The organism is Actinacidiphila yanglinensis, assembly GCF_900107965.1.
GTDB lineage: Bacteria > Actinomycetota > Actinomycetes > Streptomycetales > Streptomycetaceae > Actinacidiphila > Actinacidiphila yanglinensis.
In genome coordinates this window covers 221,920-239,405 of sequence record NZ_FNVU01000010.1, presented here as the reverse complement: position 1 = coordinate 239,405, position 17,486 = coordinate 221,920, and the positions used below count along the sequence as shown (strand labels likewise).

Here is a 17,486-nt window from a genome sequence, read left to right as displayed (position 1 = left end):
AGCAGCATCATGCGAGCATCACCCCCGCCGCCCGCCCGTCCGCGCGGGCGCAGATCCGCCGGACCGGTCGGCTCACCCGGCTCTTCCGGCTCCGTCAGCTCCGCCGGCCCGCTGCCGGCCCGGCCACCCCTGCGCCTCGCACTGCTCGCGCTGCTGGTCCTGGGGCTCGCGGTGTACGCGCTGGCGATCCCCACCCCGCAGGCACACGCCGCCGACTCCCTGCTGTCCCAGGGGCAGCCGGCCACCGCCTCCAGCACGGAGGGCGCCGGCTACGCCGCCTCCGCCGCGGTGGACGGCGACTCCGCCACCCGGTGGGCGAGCGCGTGGAGCGACCCGCAGTGGCTGCAGGTCGACCTCGGTGCGACGGCCACGATCGACCGGGTCGAACTCGTCTGGGAGAACTACGGGACCGCGTACCAGATCCAGGTCTCCGACGACGCGTCGCACTGGACGAGCGTGTACTCCACGACCAGCGGCACCGGCGGCACCCAGACCCTGGCGGTCACCGGTACCGGCCGCTACGTGCGGATGTACGGCACCCAGCGCGAGAACGGATACGGCTACTCGCTCTGGGAGTTCCGGGTCTACGGTTCGGCCGGCGGAAACGCTTCCGGCGGCGGGACCGGCGGTACGGGCGGCACCACCGGCGGCGGCGGCGACGGCGGCACCGGCACGACGCCGCCCGGGAGTTGGACCCCGGTGTGGAGCGACGGCTTCGACGGCGCGGCCGCCACCTCCCCGAGCAGCGCGAACTGGACGATCGACACCGGCACGTCGTATCCCGGCGGCGCCGCGCAGTGGGGCACTGGCGAGGTGGAGACCGCGACGGCCTCCCCGGCAAACGTCGGCCTGGACGGCAGCGGCCACCTCGACCTCACCGCGCTGAAGAGCGGGGGGAGCTGGACCTCGGGCCGGATCGAGTCCAAGCGCAGCGACTTCAGCGCGCCGGCGGGCGGGGAGTTGCTCGTCTCGGCGACGCTGAAGCAGCCCGACCCGGCGAAGGCGCTGGGCTATTGGCCGTCGTTCCGGGCGATGGGCGCCGCCTATCGCGGCGACACCTCGACGTGGCCGGCGGTCGGCGAGAGCGACATCATGGAGGACGTGAACGGCCGCGGCGAGTTGTCGGCGACGCTGCACTGCGGCACCGCGCCGGGCGGCAACTGCTCGGAGTACGACGGCCTGACCAGCGGCCTCGCGTCCTGCTCCGGCTGCCAGAGCGGCTACCACACCTACTCCGAGGTGGTCGACCGCACGAAGTCCGACGAGCAGATCCGCTGGTACCTCGACGGGAAGCAGATCTGGCAGGTCAACGAGTCGCAGGTGGGCACGTCCACCTGGAACGCGGCGGTGCACCACGGCTTCTACGTCGACTTCAGCCTGCGGATCGGCGGTTCGTACCCGAACGCGGTGTGCGGATGCACCTCACCCGGTGACGACACCTCCTCCGGCGGCACGTTGAGCATCGACGACGTGAGCGTCGAGCAGTCCACCGGGACGGCGCCCGCGCCGCTCGCCGACCCGCCGGTGCCCACCGGCGCCAGCAACGTGCACGTCACCGGCGGCCAGGGGAACTGGCAGTTGACGGTCGACGGGAAGCCCTGGCAGGTCAAGGGCATGACGTGGGGTCCGGCGACCTCGACGGCCGACGCGCACATGAGGGACCTCAAGGCGATGGGCGTCAACACGGTGCGCACCTGGGGCACCGACGGCACGAGCAAGCCGCTGCTGGACTCGGCCGCGGCGTACGGCCTGAAGGTGATCAACGGGTTCTGGCTCAACCAGGGCGCGGACTACGTCAACGACACGGCGTACAAGACGGACACCCTCAACAGCATCAAGCAGTGGGTGACCACCTACAAGGACAACCCGGGCGTCCTCATGTGGGACGTCGGCAACGAGGTCATCCTCACCACGCAGGACCACTACACGGGCGCCCAGATCGAGCAGGAGCGCATCGCGTACGCGACGTACGTGGAGCAGGTGGTGCAGGCGATCCACGCGATCGACCCGAACCACCCGGTGACCTCCACGGACGCGTGGACCGGCGCGTGGCCGTACTACAAGCAGTACACCCCGGACCTCGACCTGTACGCGGTGAACTCCTACGGCGCGGTGTGCAACGTCAAGCAGGACTGGATCAACGGTGGTTACACCAAGCCGTACATCGTCACCGAGTCCGGCGAGGCGGGCGAGTGGGAGGTGCCGAACGACGCGAACGGCGTGCCGGACGAGCCGACGGACGTGCAGAGCCGGGACGGCTACACCTCGGCGTGGCAGTGCGTCTCCGGCCACACGGGGGTCGCGCTCGGTGCCACGATGTTCAACTACGGCCAGGAGAACGACTTCGGCGGTGTGTGGTTCAACGTCATGCCGGAGAGCTGGAAGCGGCTGTCGTACTACGCGGTGGCGAAGGCGTACGGCGGCTCGCCGCAGGCCGACACCCCGCCGGTGATCAACTCGATGACGGTGAGCAGCAGTTCGTCCGTGCCGGCCGGCGGCACCTACTCGGTGACGGCGCCGGCCACCGATCCGGACGGCGACTTGGTGCGCTACCAGCTGATGTACTCCTCGAAGTACGTGGACGGCGGAACCGGCCTGAAGCAGGTGGACTTCACCCAGACCGGCGACGGCACGTTCACGGTGACGGCGCCCAAGACGCTGGGCGTGTGGAAGGTCTACGTCTACGCCTACGACGGGCACGGCAACGTCGGCATCGAGACGCGCTCGCTCCGGGTGGTCGCGCCGCAGGTGGCCGGCACGAACGTGGCGCTGGGCAGGCCGACGTCGGCGTCGTCGTACCAGCAGACGGGCGACGGCGCGCCGTTCCCCGCGTCCAACGCCACCGACGGGAAGTGGGACACCCGTTGGGCGAGCGACTGGAGCGACCCGCAGTGGCTCCAGGTCGACCTCGGCCAGGTGACCGCGGTCAAACACGTCCAGCTGGGCTGGGAGTCGGCCTACGGCAAGGCGTACCAGGTGCAGGTGTCGAACGACGGCAGCAGCTGGACGACGGTGTACTCCACCACCTCCGGCACCGGCGGGGTGGACACCCTCGACGTCAGTGCCTCGGGGCGGTACGTGCGGGTGAACGTGACCCAGCGCGGAACGGCGTACGGCGACTCGCTCTACGAGTTCGGGGTGTACGCGTGACCGCGCCGCCCGGACCCGCGGGCCGGTGACCGGGGCGGGGGGTGGTGACCTGTGGGGGGTCGCCGCACCCCGCCCCATCTGCGGATTGTCGCCGCCCCGACGGGACGGGAGAGCGCTCTCCCGTCGTGGTATAAAGGCAGGCATGACCACCAGTCGTCCGGGCCGACCCCGCCTGCCCACCCTCGAAGACGTCGCGCGATCCGCGGGAGTGTCGCGGGCGACGGTGTCGCGGGTGGTCAACGGCACCCGGAACGTCGACCCCGAGATCCAGAAGGTGGTCCAGGAGGCGGTGGCCCAGACCGGCTACGTGCCGAACCGGGCCGCCCGCACCCTGGTCACCCGCCGCACCGACTCGGTCGCGCTGGTCTTCTCGGTGCCCGAGCACCCGGCCGACGACCCCTTCATGGCACGGGTGTTCAGCGACGCGTTCTTCGGCCGGATCGTCGGCGGACTGCTGACGGTGCTGCGGCCGCGCGGGGTGCACCCGGTACTGATGCTCGCCGACTCCGACGCGGTGCGGCAGGAGTTGGTGGACAACCTGCGCCAGCAGCACATGGACGGCGTGGTGCTGGTGTCGATAGCGCCCGACGACCCGCTGCCGGCCCTGCTCAGCGAGGCGGGGCTGCCGGCGGTGCTCTTCGGGCGGCCGACCGGGCCGGTGCCGATCAGCTTCGTGGACATCGCCCAGCGGACGGGCGTCGACCTGGCCGTCGAGCACCTGGTGTCCCTGGGACGCACCGCGATCGCCACCATCGCCGGCCCGCACGACTCGCCGGCCGGCCGGGACCGGCTGGCGGGCTTCCGCGACGCGATGGCCGGGCACGGCCAGGCGGACGCGCCGAGCGTGGCGGGCGACTTCACGCAGGAGGGCGGCGAGGCGGCGATGCGCACGCTGCTGTCGCAACACCCCGACACCGACGGGGTGTTCGTCGCCAACGACCTGATGGCGCAGGGCGCACTGCTCGCCCTGAACGAGCTGGGCCGCCGGGTACCCGAGGACATCGCCGTGGTCGGCTTCGACGACAGCAGCGCGGCGACCGCCTCCCGGCCGCTGCTGACCACCGTGCGGCAGCCGGTAGAGGACATGGCCGCGGAGATGGCCCGGCTGCTGCTGGCGCTGATCGACGATCCGTCCCAGCAGATCCGCTCGGTGATCTTCAAGACGACGCTGGTCCGCCGCCGTTCGGCCTGAGCCCGCTGCTCCGGCCCGCCGCGCCGGCTCAGGCGGCGGGTCCGGGCGACGCCAGGACCGCGATGACGGTGGCCAGCAGTCCGTCCCGGGCGATCCAGCGCCCGGCGAACAGGTCGGGACCGACTCCCTCGGCCAGCAGCGGTCCGGGCACCAGGACACGGGCGGTGAAGGACCCGCGGTCGGGGGCGTCCGGGTCCTGGGCGAGCAGGAGTTCGGCCTCCCCGAAGTCGAGCATCCGGTGGTGGTAGGGGTACCACGCCTTGTACACGGTCTCCTTGGCGCTGAACAGCAGCCGGTCCCAGTGGATGCGGGGCACCTCGGCGGTGATCTTGCCGAGGGCGGCGCGCTCTTCGGGAGTGGAGTGGATGACGTCCAGCACACCCTCGGGCAGCGGGCCGTCCGGTTCGGCGTCGATGCCCAGCGCGAGGACGTCCTCGGCGCGGGCGACAGCGGCGGCCCGGTACCCGTCGCAGTGCGTGATGCTGCCGACGATGCCCGACGGCCAGACCGGCGCGCCCCGGTCGGTGTTGTCACGCGGGATGGCGCCGGTGGGCCGGCCGAGCGCGGCGAGCGCCTCGCGGGCGCAGGCGCGGCCGGCGGCGTGCTCGGCCCGGCGCTTGGCCACGGCGCGGGCGACCGCGGGCTCCTCCTCGGGGTGGAGGGGGACGTGGTCGAGTTCGTCGCCGTAGGCGGCCCGGGTGCGGACCGCGGCGGGGACCAGGTGCTCGATCATCAGCGGGCCCCGGGGCGGCCGGACAGGATCCGGCGCGGGCCGAGCGGGCCCGCGTCGCGCGCGCCCCACTCGCGCGGGTAGCCCAACGACGCCTCGGTGAAGCGGACTCCGTCGCGGTGGATGATCCGGGGGATGTGCAGGTGGCCGTAGACCACTTCGGTGGCACGGAAGCGGATGTGCCAGTCCTCGGTGAGTTCGGTGCCGCACCACAGCGCGAACGACGGGTAGCGCAGTACCCGGGTGGGTTCCCGGTGCAGGGGCCAGTGGTTGGCGAGGACGGTCGGCAGTTCGGGGTCGAGCGCGGACAACCGCTCGGCGGTCAGCGCGACCCGGGCGCGGCACCAGTCGTCGATCCCGGGCAGCGGATCGGGATGCAGGAGCATCTCGTCGGTGCAGACGATGCCGAGTTCGGTGGAGTGGTCCAGTGCCTGCTGCTTGGTGGTGGCGCCGGGGGTGCCGTCGCGCCAGCTGTAGTCGTAGAGCAGGAACATCGGGCAGACCGCGACCGGGCCCTTCGCGCTCTCGAAGACCGGGTACGGGTCCTCCGGGGTGATGATGCCCAACCGGCCGATCTCGTCGACGAGATGGCGGTAGCGGGCCTCGCCGCGCAGGGTCACCGGGTCGTCGTTCGGGGTCCACACCTCGTGGTTGCCGGGGAGCCAGATGACGGTGCCGAAGTTCTCCTTGAGGGTGCCCAGCGCCCACAGGATGTCGGCGGCGCGCTCGGCCACGTCGCCGGCCACGATCAGCCAGTCGTCGTCGCTCTCGGGACGCATCTTCTCCACGAGCGCGCGGTTGGCGTCGTAGCCGACGTGGAGGTCGCTGATCGCCAGGAGTTGCGGGCCACCGGAAGTCGTAGTCTGCACGCTTCCGATCATCCCAGACCGCCCCGCTTCACGGGCCGACTTCGCGCGCGCGGCGGGGTCGGCGCGACGGAACTTCGATGCGCCCGCCGAACACGCCGCGCGACGCCCGCTCACCCTCCGCACAGCATGATCGGCTCCGGTGTCGAAACTTTCGGAATCCCAACCCCGCCTGCGCGCAGTGGACTTGACGGCATTTCCGGGGCGATTCCGTTTCCGCGCCGACACAGGCGCGCTGAGCTGGGAGAACGTCGACTCGCGAGATCCCCTGCCTCTGCGATCCTTTCGCCATCCTCGCCGAAAGTGTTGACAGCCCGTCAGGCCGGTCCAACACTGTTCGCCGTCGGCAGGCTTCGCCCGCTGCCGACCCGGGCCACCCCCACGGCCCGGCCCCCGGCCGCGTCGCACGGACCGACGCGCGGTCGCCGTCATCCCTGACGACCGACAGCCCCGCAGGGTCGTTCCACGCCGCCTGGCCCCCCACCCGCCTTCACCAGGAGGAAGCCCGCACATGAACGACACACCCGGAAAACCGCACAGCCAGGGCCGCTTCGGCCCACCCGACCGCCCCGGGGCGCTCCGCCGCTTCCGGCTGCTCCTCGGAAGTCTCGGCGCCCTCGCCCTGGTCGCCGTGGCGGCGCTGATCCTGCCCGGCACCGCCAACGCCGACACGATCATCACGTCGAGCCAGACCGGCACCAACAACGGCTACTACTACTCGTTCTGGACCGACGGCGGCGGCTCCGTCTCGATGGACCTGGGCGCCGGCGGCACCTACAGCACCTCGTGGAGCAACGTCGGCAACTTCGTCGCCGGCAAGGGCTGGAGCACCGGCGGTCGGCAGAACGTGAGCTACTCGGGCAGCTTCAACCCGTCGGGCAACGCGTACCTGTCGCTCTACGGCTGGACCACGAACCCGCTCGTCGAGTACTACGTCGTGGACAACTGGGGCACCTACCGGCCCACCGGCACCTACAAGGGCACCGTCACCACCGACGGCGGCACGTACGACATCTACGAGACGACCCGCACCAACGCGCCCTCGATCCAGGGCACCGCCACCTTCAACCAGTACTGGAGCGTCCGCCAGTCGAAGCGGACCGGCGGCACCATCACCGCGGGCAACCACTTCGACGCGTGGGCCCGCGACGGCATGAACCTGGGCACCTTCAACTACCAGATCCTCGCGACCGAGGGGTACCAGAGCAGCGGCAACTCCAGCATCACGGTGGGCAGTACGTCGTCGTCCGGCGGCACGACCACCGGAGGCGGCACCACGGGCGGTACGACCGGGGGCACCACCGGAGGCACCACCGGCGGTGGCGGGGGCAGCGGCTGCACCGCCGCGCTGTCCGCGGGCGAGCAGTGGTCCGACCGGTACAACCTCAACATCGCGGTCACCGGCTCCAGCAACTGGACGGTCACGCTGAACGTCCCCTCCCCCGAGAAGATCATCGCGACCTGGAACATCAGCGCCTCCTACCCGAGCAGCCAGGTGCTCAGCGCCACCCCCAACGGCAACGGGAACAACTGGGGCGTGACGATCCAGACGAACGGCACCTGGACCTGGCCGTCCGTCTCCTGCACGGCGCACTGACCCCCGACCCGCAGGCATCCGCGCGTACGTCCGGCGCGGCGGACCTCCCGGCCCGCCGCGCCGCAGCCGTCAACGGTCGGCGGTCAACGGTCAGCCGCCAGGCGTCGGGGGCGAGTTGCCGCCTCAGTCGCGGTCGACGAGCACCGCGGCGCCCTGGCCGACGCCCACGCACATGGTGGCCAGGCCGCGGGTGGCACCGGTGCGGCGCATCCGATGCAGCAGCGTCGTCAGGATGCGCGCGCCGGAACAGCCCAGCGGATGGCCGAGGGCGATGGCGCCGCCGGTGGGGTTGACCAGTGCCGGCTCGATGCCGAGTTCCCGCACCGACGCCAGCGCCTGCGCGGCGAACGCCTCGTTGAACTCCGCCTCCTCGACGGAGTCGATGCCACGGCCGAGCCGGGACAGGACGCGCCGGGTCGCGGGGACGGGGCCGATCCCCATGACATCGGGGTGCACCCCGGCGCTGGCGCCCGCGGCGTACCGGCCGAGCGACTCCAGCCCGAGGTCCGCGAGCGCCTCCTCGCTGACCAGGAGGAGCGCGGCGGCGCCGTCGTTCATCGGCGAGGCGTTGCCCGCGGTGACCGTGCCGCCGCTGCGGAAGACGGGCTTGAGCGCGGCGAGGCGCTCGGCCGTGGTGTCCTCGCGGATGGACTCGTCCTGGCCGACCACGACGCCGTCGGGCAGGGTCACGGGCAGGATCTCCGCGTCGAACAGGCCGTTCTTGCGGGCCTCGGCGGCGTTGCGGTGACTGCGCAGCGCGAAGGCGTCCTGGTCGGCGCGGCTGACGCCGTAGCGCTCGGCGACCTCCTCGGCGGTCTCGCCCATGGACAGCACGCCGTGCAACTCGGGCATCAGGGGGTTGGTCAGGCGCCAGCCGAGCCGGGTGTCGTAGGTCTCCAGGGCGCGCGGCAGGGCCTCGTCCGGGCGGGCCAGCACGAAGGGGGCGCGGCTCATGGACTCCGAGCCGCCCGCCAGCACGATGTCGGCCTCGCCCGCGGCGATCATGCGGGCGGCGGAGGTGACCGCCTCCATGCCGGAGGCGCACAGCCGGTTGACGGTGGCGCCGGGGACGGTCTCGGGCAGCCCGGCGAGCAGGACGGCCATGCGCGCCACGTTGCGGTTGTCCTCGCCGGCCTGGTTGGCGGCCCCCCAGTAGACGTCGTCGATCCGGGCGGGGTCGAGGGTGGGCACACCGTCGAGCAGCCCCCGGATCACGGTGGCCGCGAGGTCGTCCGGCCGGACCGTGGAGAGCGCGCCGCGCAGCCGCCCGATCGGGGTGCGGCGGGCGGCGGCGAAATGGACTGGGCGCATCGCGGACTCCTTCGGCCGAAACTAGCAGTGCGAGTTTATGCGCCGGCGATGCCGTCGTACACCCGGCTGAGCAGGGCGTGCAGCTGGTCGCGCTCGTCACCGTCGAGGGGGGCGAGGATCACGTCCTGCACCACGGCTGCCTTGAGCCGCAGCCGGTTGAGCGCGGTACGGCCCTCGGGGGTGATCGCGACGTTGACCCGGCGGCGGTCGACCGTGTCCCGGGCCCGCTCGGCGTATCCGGCCTCGGCCAGGTCGTCGAGGACCTTCACGATGTCGCTGGCGTCGACGGCCACCCGCAGGGCGAGATCGCGCTGGGCGTGCGGGCCGAAGTCGGCGAGGGCGGCGAGGACGGCCATGTGCCACAGCCTCAGCCCTTCCTCGGCGAGGCGCGCGGCGAGCCGGGAGCGGGCCTCCTTGCCCGTCTTCGACAGGAGATAGGTGGTGAGCTCGGAGAGGGTCGGCGGCGTCCGCGGGTCCATGGTCGGGAGTGTAGGCGGTGGCGAGGGGTCACCCATGATGGGCGCGCCCCGCGATGGGTGCTCACCCATCGCAGGCGGCGGCATCGGTGGGAGGGGTCCCCTCGTCTCGGGGGCGAGCGCATCGTGGGCCGCCACCCATGGCAGGTCCGCCCATCTTTGGGTGCGCACCCATCGAGGGCGTGCCCCAGGAAGCCGGGCGCCTCCCATGGAAGAAGGCCGCCGTCCTCGCGAGGGGCACCCCTGACCTACGCTAGGCTCACCCCATCATGGGTGTCGACCCACTAATTTCGCACACCCCTCCCCTGCCCGCAGCCCCGCTCCCGCTCTCGCCCCCACTCCCACTCCCCCGACCCCGCCGTTTTGGAGACCACCATGGACGCCCTCCATCCGCGCCTGCTCGTCAGCGACTTCGGCGCCGCCTTCCGCTTCTACGGGCAGGTGCTGCCGGCCCTGCTCGGCGCCACCCTCTCCCGGGGCGGGCCGGACGGGCCCTACGCGAGCTGGGACGTCGGCACGGAGGGAGTGCTGGTGCTGTTCGACCGGGGAGCCATGGCCGAGGTGGCCGGAACGGGGTCCCTGCCTGCCGAACCGTCCGCCGGGCAGGACCGGGCGATGCTCGTCAGCCGGGTGCCCGACGTGGCGGCCGCCTACGCGTCGGCGTTGCGGTACGGCGGCAGCCCGGTCGCTCCCCCGGCCGACCGTCCGGAATGGGGACCGACGATGCGGACGGCGCACGTACGGGACCCGGAGGGCAACCTGCTGGAGTTCCAGTCGTACTGAGCCGCGCGCCCGGGGGTCAGATCACGGCCGTGCCCGGCCCGACGCGGGTGAGCTTGTCCGGGTTGAGCACCGCGTACACGGTGTGGACGCGGCCGTCGCGGATGTCGAGGAGGGTGACCTGGTCGACGCCGTCGACCGTGCAGCGCAGGGCCGGCTGGCCGTTGGCCGCGGTGAGGCGGACGTCTCCCAGGGCATAGCGGCCGGTCAGCCCGAGCACGAAGGCGGCGACCTTCTCCCGCCCGGCGATCGGGCGCAGGGCGGCGCGGGTCCTGCCGCCGCCGTCGTTCCAGGCGACGACGTCGTCGGCCAACAGGTCGGTCAGGGCGGCGAGATCGCCGCCGCGGGCCGCGTCGAGGAAGCGGGTGAGCAGCGCGGTGTGCTCGTCGCTGGAGGGCCGGAAGCGCCGGGGCCGCCCGCCGCCGTCGGCGAGGCGCTGGACGGCGCGGCGGTGGTGCTGGCGGCAGGTCGCGACGGGGGTGCCGACGATATCGGCGACGGCCTCGTAGGGCAGTTCGAACGCGTCGCGCAGCACGAAAACGGCCCGCTCGGGCGGGGTGAGGCGCTCCATGAGGTGGAGGGTGGCGTAGGAGAGGGAGTCGCGCAGTTCGGCGGTGTCGAGCGGGCCGGCCGCGGCGGTGTCGACGGGTTCGGGCAGCCAGGGGCCGACGTAGGACTCGCGGGTGGTGCGGGCGGAGCGGAGCTGGTCGAGGGCGAGCCGGGTGGTGATGGTGACCAGGAAGGCGCGCGGTTCGCGGACGGTGTCGCGGTCGGCGCGGGTCCAGCGCAGGTAGGTCTCCTGGACCACGTCCTCGGCGTCCCACATGCTGCCGAGCATGCGGTAGGCGAGGCCGGTGAGCAGCGGACGGTGGGCTGCGAAGTCGGCGTCCGGACCGGTGGTGGGCCCGGCCGGGCTCCCCTCTCGGCCGGGCGCAGCGGTCACGGGCGGTCCCGCGCACGGCTGCCGAGGCCGTGCAGGCGCTCCAGTTCGCGCCGGTCACGCTTGGTGGGACGCCCTGCGCCGCGGTCGCGCACGCCCAGGGCGAGGGCGTCGGTGCGCGGCGGCGGGGGCGGGCTGTTGTCGACGTAGGCCTCGACGGCGACGGGCGCGCCCACCCGCTTCGCGAGCAGGCGGGAGACGACCACGACGCGCTCGCGGCCGGCGTGCAGCAGGCGCACCTCGTCGCCGACCTTGACCGCCTGGGCGGGCTTGACGCGCTCGCCGTTGACCTTGACGTGCCCGGCCCGGCAGGCGGTCGCCGCCTGCGACCTGCTCTTCGTGAGCCGTACGCACCAGATCCAGGAGTCGACGCGGACCGTGCCGCCGGGCTGCTCGTGTTCTGCCGCCATGTGAGGAAGCCTACGGCGGCCGTCCAGCGGTTTTCACGGCTTCCCCCGCTCCACCCGGTGCCGGGGCGGTCACCCGCCGAAGATCGCCCGCGGGTCGCCGGTGTACCAGATGTTGTCGATACGGAGGGTGCGGATCAGCCACCGGGCGGCGTACGCGCTCTCGGGGGCGCCCGGCTCGGGCTCGGCCTGCGGGGTGGCGGGGACGAGGGTGACGTCGTAGAGGTTCTTCAGCAGGGCGTGCCGGGCGCGGTCGGCGGTGAGGACGTGCTGGGCCTCGACGAGGGCGGTGAGGTGCGCGCCGCCGCGGTCGGCGGCGACGGCGATCCGCGGGTTGGTGACGGTGTGGCTGGTGTCGACGCGGCCCGCGAAGCCGCCGAGGATCGTGTCGACGATGGTGTCGGCACCGGACATGACCGGGCTGCGGCCGCCCCAGTGCGCGGCGGCGGGGCCGAAGTCGAGGGTGGCGTGCGCGGCGAACGCGGAGCGGAACAGCGCCCGGTCGTGGAGGTCCTGGCCGAGGCCGAAGCGGTACAGGGCGTCGGTGATCTCGGTCCGGTCGGCGAGTTCGCGGAGCGACTGCCCGGGGTCGCGGGCGTCCAGGGCACGGGTGCGGGTGAGGTACATGCGTCCAGGCTGCGGGGCGGGCCGGCGGCGATCAATCGCCGTTGGCTCAACGATCGTTAAGTGGGATTTAATACTTCACGGTGGATCATGGGCGTACCCGCGGTGCGGTCGTGGTCGGCACGGGGAACGGAGGCCGGACGTGGAACGGTACGAGATCGAGGCGTTCTTGACGCTGGCCGAGGAGTTGCACTTCGGGCGGACCGCGGTGCGGCTGCGGGTGACCACGGCCCGGGTCAGCCAGGTGATCGGGAAGCTGGAGCGGCGGGTGGGCGCACCGCTGTTCGAACGGACCAGCCGCAGTGTGGCGCTGACCCCGGTGGGGCAGCGGCTGCACGACGACCTGCGTCCCGCCTTCGAGCGGCTGGAGGCGGCGCTGGCCGGCGCGGTGGCGGCCGGCCGCGGGCTGAGCGGGGAACTGCGGGTGGGGTTCGTGGGGGCGGCGGCCGGGCAGTTGATGATCCGCGCCACGGAGGCGTTCCGGACCCGGCACCCGGAGTGCGAGGTGGTGATCCGCGAGGTGCAGATGGGCGAGGCGCTGGAGCGGCTGCGGGCCGACGGGCTGGACGTGCTGATCGCGTGCCTGCCGCTGACCGGGCCCGACCTGGCCAACGGGCCGGTGCTGCTGTCGGAGCCGCGGATGCTGGCGGTACCGGCCGGGCATCCGCTCGCGCGGCGCGGTTCGGTGTCGGTGGAGGACCTGGCGCGGGTGGAGGTGCTCCAGGCGCCGTGCTCGCTGCCGGACCACTGGCGGGAGCCGGGTTCGCCGCGGCTGACGCCGGGTGGGCGGGCGATCACGCCGGGGCGTTCCGCGGCGACGTTCCAGGAGATCCTGACGCTGGTGGGCGCGGGGTTGGGGGTCTTCCCGGTCGGGGCGCACGCCACCCGCTTCCATGCCCGGCCCGACGTTGCGTTCGTGCCGTTCCACGACACGCCGTCGCTGGACTGGGGGCCGGTCTGGCGTACGTCTCGCGTGAACGCGCGGATCCGAGCGTATGTCGCGGCTGCTGGCTAGCGGTCCCTCCGGGGTGCACCTGCCTGCGATTGGCGGGACCTTGCGGTTCGCGGTGGGCCCCTGACCTCCCGGGTGCCCCGGCCCGCCGGCTCCCGGACCTTACGGTCCACGGGGGTTGCCCGCGCAGTTCCTCGCGCCCCCGAACCACCCGGGCGGCCCGGCCCGCCGGCTCCCGGACCTTACGGTCCACGGGGTTTGCTCGCGCAGTTCCTCGCGCCCCCGAACCACCCCGGTGCCCCGTCCCGCCGGGTCCCGGACCTTACGGTCCACGGGGGTTGCCCGCGCAGCTCCTCGCGCCCCCGAACCACCCGGGCGGCCCGTCCTGCCGGGTCCCGGACCTTACGGTCCATGGGGTTTGCTCGCGCAGTTCCTCGCGCCCCCGAACCACCCCGGTGCCCCGGCCCGCCGGGTCCCGGACCTTACGGTCCACGGTGGCTGCTCGCGCCCCTGAACCACCCGGGTGCCCCTGCCCGCCGGGTCCGGGACCTTGCGGTCCGCGGTACTCCGCTGAACCACCTGGGTACCCCTGGACGCTGGGTCCCGGTGCTCGCTGTCCTTTGGGGGCTGGAGGCGGGAGCGCCCGCGCATACCGAGGGGCGCGGGGAACTGCGCGACGAGCCCACCACCGGCAGGTGGTCCCTCGACCGGCGGGACGGGGCGGCCTGGCGGGTCGGCGCGGCTACTGGCGGGCGTAGACCGCTACGAAGTCGCGGGTGGCCTGGACGTAGTAGCGGTCCGGGGGGTCCTCGAAGTCGAGGATGTTGGTGGGTTTGGGGTTGGACGGGTCGTGGGCGGGGTCGTAGGACATGAAGGACGGCCACGCGCGGTTCATGTCGAGCGGCATCGCGCGGACCGCGCCGGCGCGTTGCATGAGGTGGGCGAGGCTCTGCGCGTCGAGGGCCTGGCCGACGACCATGATGATGTCGCCCTGGGCGGTGACGCCGACCCCGGAGCGCGGCACGAACATGCCGCCCTGGTCGCTGACGCCCCACTTGGAGTCGTCGTCGATGTCGGGCACGACCTTCCCGCCGTCGACCATCAGCTCCAGGCACTGGCGCACCCCGACGACGTCGGGGGTCATGTGCACGTCGCGGCCCCAGACGCCGATCCGGATGGAGCCGTCCTTGTAGAAGACCTCGGAGGCGGCGCCGTCGCGCAGCTCGCCGTCGGTCTTGCCGTCGAGGTAGAAGCCGCCGCGGGAGCCGCCGTCGGTGATGCGGAATCCGCCGTTCCAGGTGGCGAGGAGGCCGGTGCGCTGGCCCTTGGGGATGGTGGGGGGCACGTCGAAGGTGCCGCCGGGCTCCATGAAGCCCGGGTGCAGCTGGAAACGGGCGTACTTGGTGCTGATCCAGGCGACGGCCGCCTCGTAGGAGGTGTGCTCGCTGTCGGGCCTGACGTAGGTGCCCTGCACGATCGGCTCGCCGTGGGCGCTGCTGAGGGTGCGGTAGACGCCCTCGCCGGGCAGTGCCGGGTCGACCAGGGGCTTCATCGGGGCGCGCAGCGGGATCAGCGGGTGGGCGGCCGGTGCGTGGGCGGTGCCCTTGCCGCCCGGGCCGGTGCCGGCGGCGGTGGCGCCCGCAGTGGCCTTCATGCGGGCCAGCGCGTCCGGGGACAGGGTGCCGCCGACCTTGGGCGGGTGCATCCGGTACTGGACGTTCTCCAACTCGTCGACCACGAAGCCGAGCTCGTGGTCGCGGGCCCACTCCGCGAGGCGCGCCTGGGTGCTGTCCTTCCCGGGGTAGGTCAGCGCCTTGCCGATCGACCAGCCGAGGGTGCCGGCGCACACCAGGCACACGCCGAGCGTGCTGCGGGTGACGATGCGGCGGCGGCGCAGCTGGGCCGGGGTCAGGTCTCGGCGGTGCTTCCAGGGGAGCAGGCGTCGGCGGCGTCGGCGGCCGGGTCCGCCGCCGGCCGGGTCCGCGGTGTCGCCGTCGGGCTGCTGTTCCGCGATCGTCATGCCGCTCCTTTCGTGTGCCCGCGTGCACATCGATCCGCTTTTCCTACGTGATGACCGCTGGCGGTGCGCGCGTATCGCGGTTCCGCCGAGAAACACCCGCCCGCCGCATGCCGGGGGTGGCTCGGCCCTTAGGGTGGCCGCCGGGTCGCGCGAGGGGCGGGCCGGCGACGAGGGGAGGCGGACGTGGCAGCAGAGGACGAGGTGGCCGCGGTCATGGTGCGGGCCGGGGTGCCCGCGGACCGGATCGCCGCCGCCACCGCGCTCACCGGCGGCACGTACAACGCGCTGCACGCGGTCGACCTCACCGACGGCACCCGCCTGGTGGTCAAGGTCCCCCCGCCCGCGCACCTGCCGCGGCTGCGCTACGAGGCGGGTCTGCTGCACGGCGAGGAGCGGTTCTACGCCTGCGCGGAGGCGGCGCAGGTGCCGGCGCCGCGGGTGGTGCGGGCCGAGCCGGACGAGGGCGGCGGGCAGCCGCCGTACCTGGTGATGACGCACTGCCCGGGGCGGCCCTGGCACGTGGTGGTCGAGGACGGCGGGATCGACGGCGCCGAGCACGCGCGGCTGCGCGGCGAGTTGGGCACCCTGGTGGCGCGGCTGCACGCGGTGCGCGGCCCCGGTTTCGGCTACCCGTCGCACAGCACCGGACCGCTCACCGACCGGTGGGCGCCGGCCTTCGCCGCGATGACCGGCGCGCTGCTGGACGACGCGGAGCGGTACGGCGCGTGGCTGCCGGTCGGGGTGGACGAGGCGCGGGCGGTGTTCGCGGCGGCCGGTCCGGCACTCGCGGAGGTGGCGGTGCCGGCGCTGGTGCACTTCGACCTGTGGCCGGGGAACGTGCTGCTGGACGGGCCGCCCGGTGCCCGCAGGATCGGCGGGCTGATCGACGGGGAGCGGATGTTCTGGGGCGACCCGCTGGCCGACTTCGCCTCGCTGGGGCTCGCGGGCGTCGATCCGGAGGACGATCCGGACTTCCGTGCCGGGTACGCCGCCGCGGGCGGGAGCACCGGGTGGGACGCGGCCGCCCGGCGGCGGATCGCGCTGTACCGGGCGTACCTGTACCTGATCATGCTGGTCGAGGCGGTGCCGCGCCGGTACGAGGGCGAACACCTGTCCTGGGTAAGGGACTTCGCCGGGAGCCGGCTGACCCGGAACCTCGCCGCCGCCGGGTGAGGGCGGGCCGGCCGGAAGCGGCGGACCGGCGACGGATGTGACAGAAGTGGCCGAATCCTTTCGGAGGGCCGGGGTGCTCTGAGAGGATGCCCCTGCGGCTCGCGGCCGCCCTGACACGGCCGTAGGCTGCGCATTTCGCTCCGGCGGATTGCCAGACGAGGAGGCGGTGGTCTGCGGATCACCGCCTCCTCGTGCTGCCGCGCGGCGCCGGCGGCTGGCCGGTACGGCCCTCTTGACGCTGCTACGGCAGGGTCGCGACCACGGCCGCGTAGGACAGACCGGCGCCGTAGCCGAGCAGCAGGGCGGTGTCGCCGGAGGCGGCCTCGCCGGAGGCCAGCACCGCGTCCATCGCCATCGGGATCGACGCCCCCGAGGTGTTGCCGCTGGTCACGATGTCCTTCGCGACGGTCACCCGGGACGGCAGCCCCATGGACCGGGTCATGCTGTCGATGATCCGCTCGTTCGCCTGGTGCGGGATGAACGCGTCGAGGTCCTCCGGCCTGATCCCGGCGGCCTCGATCGCCTGCACGGCGACCTTCGCCATCTCGTAGACCGCCCAGCGGAACACCCGCTGGCCGTCCTGGCGCAGGGCGGGGAAGGGGTGGTCGGGGTGGTCCCGGAGGGTGTTCCAGGGCACGCTCTGCCGGATCGCGTCGGCCTGCGAGCCGTCCGCGCCCCACACCGCGGGCCCGATGCCGGGGGTCTGCGACGGGCCCACCACGATCGCGCCCGCGCCGTCGCCGAAGATGAACGCGGTCGAACGGTCCTTCAGATCTATGATGTCCGACATGCGTTCGACCCCGACCACCAGGACGTAGCCGCCGCGGGCCCGCACCGCGTCGGAGGCGAGCACCACGCCGTGCACGAACCCGGCGCAGCCCGCGGAGATGTCGAAGCCGGCCGCGCGGTCGGCGCCCACCCGGTGGGCGATCTCGGTGGCGATCGCCGGAGTCTGCATCAGGTGGGTGAAGGTGGCGGCGATCACGCACGTCACGTCGTGCGGAGTGATCCCGGCCGCCGCGATCGCCTTGAGCGCCGCCGCCTCGGCCATCACGCCCAGCGTCTCGTCAGGGTCGGCCCAGCGGCGGGTCACGATGCCTGTCCGCGAGCGGATCCACTCGTCGGAGGAGTCGATATGGCGGCACGCCTCGGCGTTGTCCACGACCCGCCGGGGGCGGTACGCGCCCACTCCGAGAATGCGGCTGTGCGGTGCCCCCATGGGCACAGCGATCTCAGCTTTCATGGGAGCCTTTCAGGCCATCGACCGG

15 protein-coding genes and 1 pseudogene are annotated in these 17,486 nt (G+C 73.2%); 7 read left to right on the top strand and 9 right to left on the bottom strand.

Annotation, left to right across the window (positions count from 1 at the left end; all coding sequences use genetic code 11):
• Nucleotides 1-9: 9 nt before the first annotated feature.
• From C4U44_RS43635 to C4U44_RS23615, 3 genes and pseudogenes are all read left to right on the top strand, one after another.
• Nucleotides 10-564: pseudogene (locus tag C4U44_RS43635) on the top strand (discoidin domain-containing protein); the annotation flags it as partial.
• An 897-nt stretch (nucleotides 565-1,461) separates the two neighbouring features.
• Nucleotides 1,462-3,150: a galactose-binding domain-containing protein gene (locus C4U44_RS43630; RefSeq protein WP_407642878.1), complete on the top strand. Its 1,689-nt coding sequence runs from the start codon at nucleotides 1,462-1,464 to the stop codon at nucleotides 3,148-3,150.
• 142 nt (nucleotides 3,151-3,292) lie between these two features.
• Nucleotides 3,293-4,342 (top strand): LacI family DNA-binding transcriptional regulator, encoded by a 1,050-nt coding sequence (locus C4U44_RS23615; protein ID WP_103887969.1) that lies wholly within the window; start codon nucleotides 3,293-3,295, stop codon nucleotides 4,340-4,342.
• A gap of 28 nt (nucleotides 4,343-4,370) precedes the next feature.
• Here C4U44_RS23615 and C4U44_RS23610 read toward each other — a convergent pair whose 3' ends face one another.
• Nucleotides 4,371-5,075 carry a 4'-phosphopantetheinyl transferase family protein gene (locus tag C4U44_RS23610; RefSeq protein WP_103887968.1) on the bottom strand — a complete coding sequence of 235 codons (705 nt, stop codon included), beginning with the start codon at nucleotides 5,073-5,075 and terminating at the stop codon, nucleotides 4,371-4,373.
• On the bottom strand, nucleotides 5,075-5,953 hold the full coding sequence (locus C4U44_RS23605) for a metallophosphoesterase family protein (protein WP_103887967.1): 879 nt from the start codon (nucleotides 5,951-5,953) through the stop codon (nucleotides 5,075-5,077). Before C4U44_RS23605 ends, C4U44_RS23610 begins: the two co-directional genes overlap by 1 nt.
• Before the next feature lie 496 nt (nucleotides 5,954-6,449).
• On the opposite strand from C4U44_RS23605, the gene C4U44_RS23600 reads away from it, so the two are divergent.
• A complete protein-coding gene (locus C4U44_RS23600; protein ID WP_103887966.1) occupies nucleotides 6,450-7,535 on the top strand; it encodes a glycoside hydrolase family 11 protein in 1,086 nt (361 codons plus the stop codon).
• Nucleotides 7,536-7,658: 123 nt separating this feature from the next.
• Here the strand turns inward: C4U44_RS23600 and C4U44_RS23595 are convergent, their stop codons facing one another.
• Complete coding sequence (locus C4U44_RS23595; RefSeq protein WP_103887965.1) at nucleotides 7,659-8,846, bottom strand: thiolase family protein; 1,188 nt, start codon at nucleotides 8,844-8,846, stop codon at nucleotides 7,659-7,661.
• A 35-nt stretch (nucleotides 8,847-8,881) separates the two neighbouring features.
• Nucleotides 8,882-9,325, bottom strand: a complete 444-nt coding sequence (locus C4U44_RS23590; protein ID WP_103887964.1) for a MarR family winged helix-turn-helix transcriptional regulator — start codon at nucleotides 9,323-9,325, stop codon at nucleotides 8,882-8,884.
• A gap of 372 nt (nucleotides 9,326-9,697) precedes the next feature.
• Here C4U44_RS23590 and C4U44_RS23585 point away from each other — a divergent pair, with 372 nt between their 5' ends.
• Nucleotides 9,698-10,105 carry a VOC family protein gene (locus C4U44_RS23585; protein WP_103887963.1) on the top strand — a complete coding sequence of 136 codons (408 nt, stop codon included), beginning with the start codon at nucleotides 9,698-9,700 and terminating at the stop codon, nucleotides 10,103-10,105.
• Between the two features lie 16 nt (nucleotides 10,106-10,121).
• Here C4U44_RS23585 and C4U44_RS23580 read toward each other — a convergent pair whose 3' ends face one another.
• The 3 genes from C4U44_RS23580 to C4U44_RS23570 all read right to left on the bottom strand — a co-directional run bounded on the left by C4U44_RS23580 (nucleotide 10,122) and on the right by C4U44_RS23570 (nucleotide 12,076).
• The gene (locus C4U44_RS23580; RefSeq protein ID WP_103887962.1) at nucleotides 10,122-11,045 is read right to left on the bottom strand and encodes an RNA polymerase sigma-70 factor; all 924 of its coding nucleotides are present in this window, start codon (nucleotides 11,043-11,045) and stop codon (nucleotides 10,122-10,124) included.
• Nucleotides 11,042-11,452, bottom strand: a complete 411-nt coding sequence (locus C4U44_RS23575; protein WP_103887961.1) for an RNA-binding S4 domain-containing protein — start codon at nucleotides 11,450-11,452, stop codon at nucleotides 11,042-11,044. Before C4U44_RS23575 ends, C4U44_RS23580 begins: the two co-directional genes overlap by 4 nt.
• Nucleotides 11,453-11,521: 69 nt before the next feature.
• Nucleotides 11,522-12,076: a nuclear transport factor 2 family protein gene (locus C4U44_RS23570; protein WP_103887960.1), complete on the bottom strand. Its 555-nt coding sequence runs from the start codon at nucleotides 12,074-12,076 to the stop codon at nucleotides 11,522-11,524.
• A 139-nt stretch (nucleotides 12,077-12,215) separates the two neighbouring features.
• Here C4U44_RS23570 and C4U44_RS23565 point away from each other — a divergent pair, with 139 nt between their 5' ends.
• Nucleotides 12,216-13,088, top strand: a complete 873-nt coding sequence (locus C4U44_RS23565) for a LysR family transcriptional regulator (protein WP_235032292.1) — start codon at nucleotides 12,216-12,218, stop codon at nucleotides 13,086-13,088.
• A 679-nt stretch (nucleotides 13,089-13,767) separates the two neighbouring features.
• Here C4U44_RS23565 and C4U44_RS23560 read toward each other — a convergent pair.
• Nucleotides 13,768-15,045 carry a phosphodiester glycosidase family protein gene (locus tag C4U44_RS23560; protein WP_103887958.1) on the bottom strand — a complete coding sequence of 426 codons (1,278 nt, stop codon included), beginning with the start codon at nucleotides 15,043-15,045 and terminating at the stop codon, nucleotides 13,768-13,770.
• Between the two features lie 183 nt (nucleotides 15,046-15,228).
• Between C4U44_RS23560 and C4U44_RS23555 the strand changes: the two genes are divergently transcribed.
• Nucleotides 15,229-16,218: a phosphotransferase family protein gene (locus C4U44_RS23555; RefSeq protein WP_235032291.1), complete on the top strand. Its 990-nt coding sequence runs from the start codon at nucleotides 15,229-15,231 to the stop codon at nucleotides 16,216-16,218.
• 241 nt (nucleotides 16,219-16,459) lie between these two features.
• Here the strand turns inward: C4U44_RS23555 and C4U44_RS23550 are convergent, their stop codons facing one another.
• A complete protein-coding gene (locus C4U44_RS23550; RefSeq protein ID WP_103887957.1) occupies nucleotides 16,460-17,461 on the bottom strand; it encodes a beta-ketoacyl-ACP synthase III in 1,002 nt (333 codons plus the stop codon).
• Nucleotides 17,462-17,486: the final 25 nt, after the last annotated feature.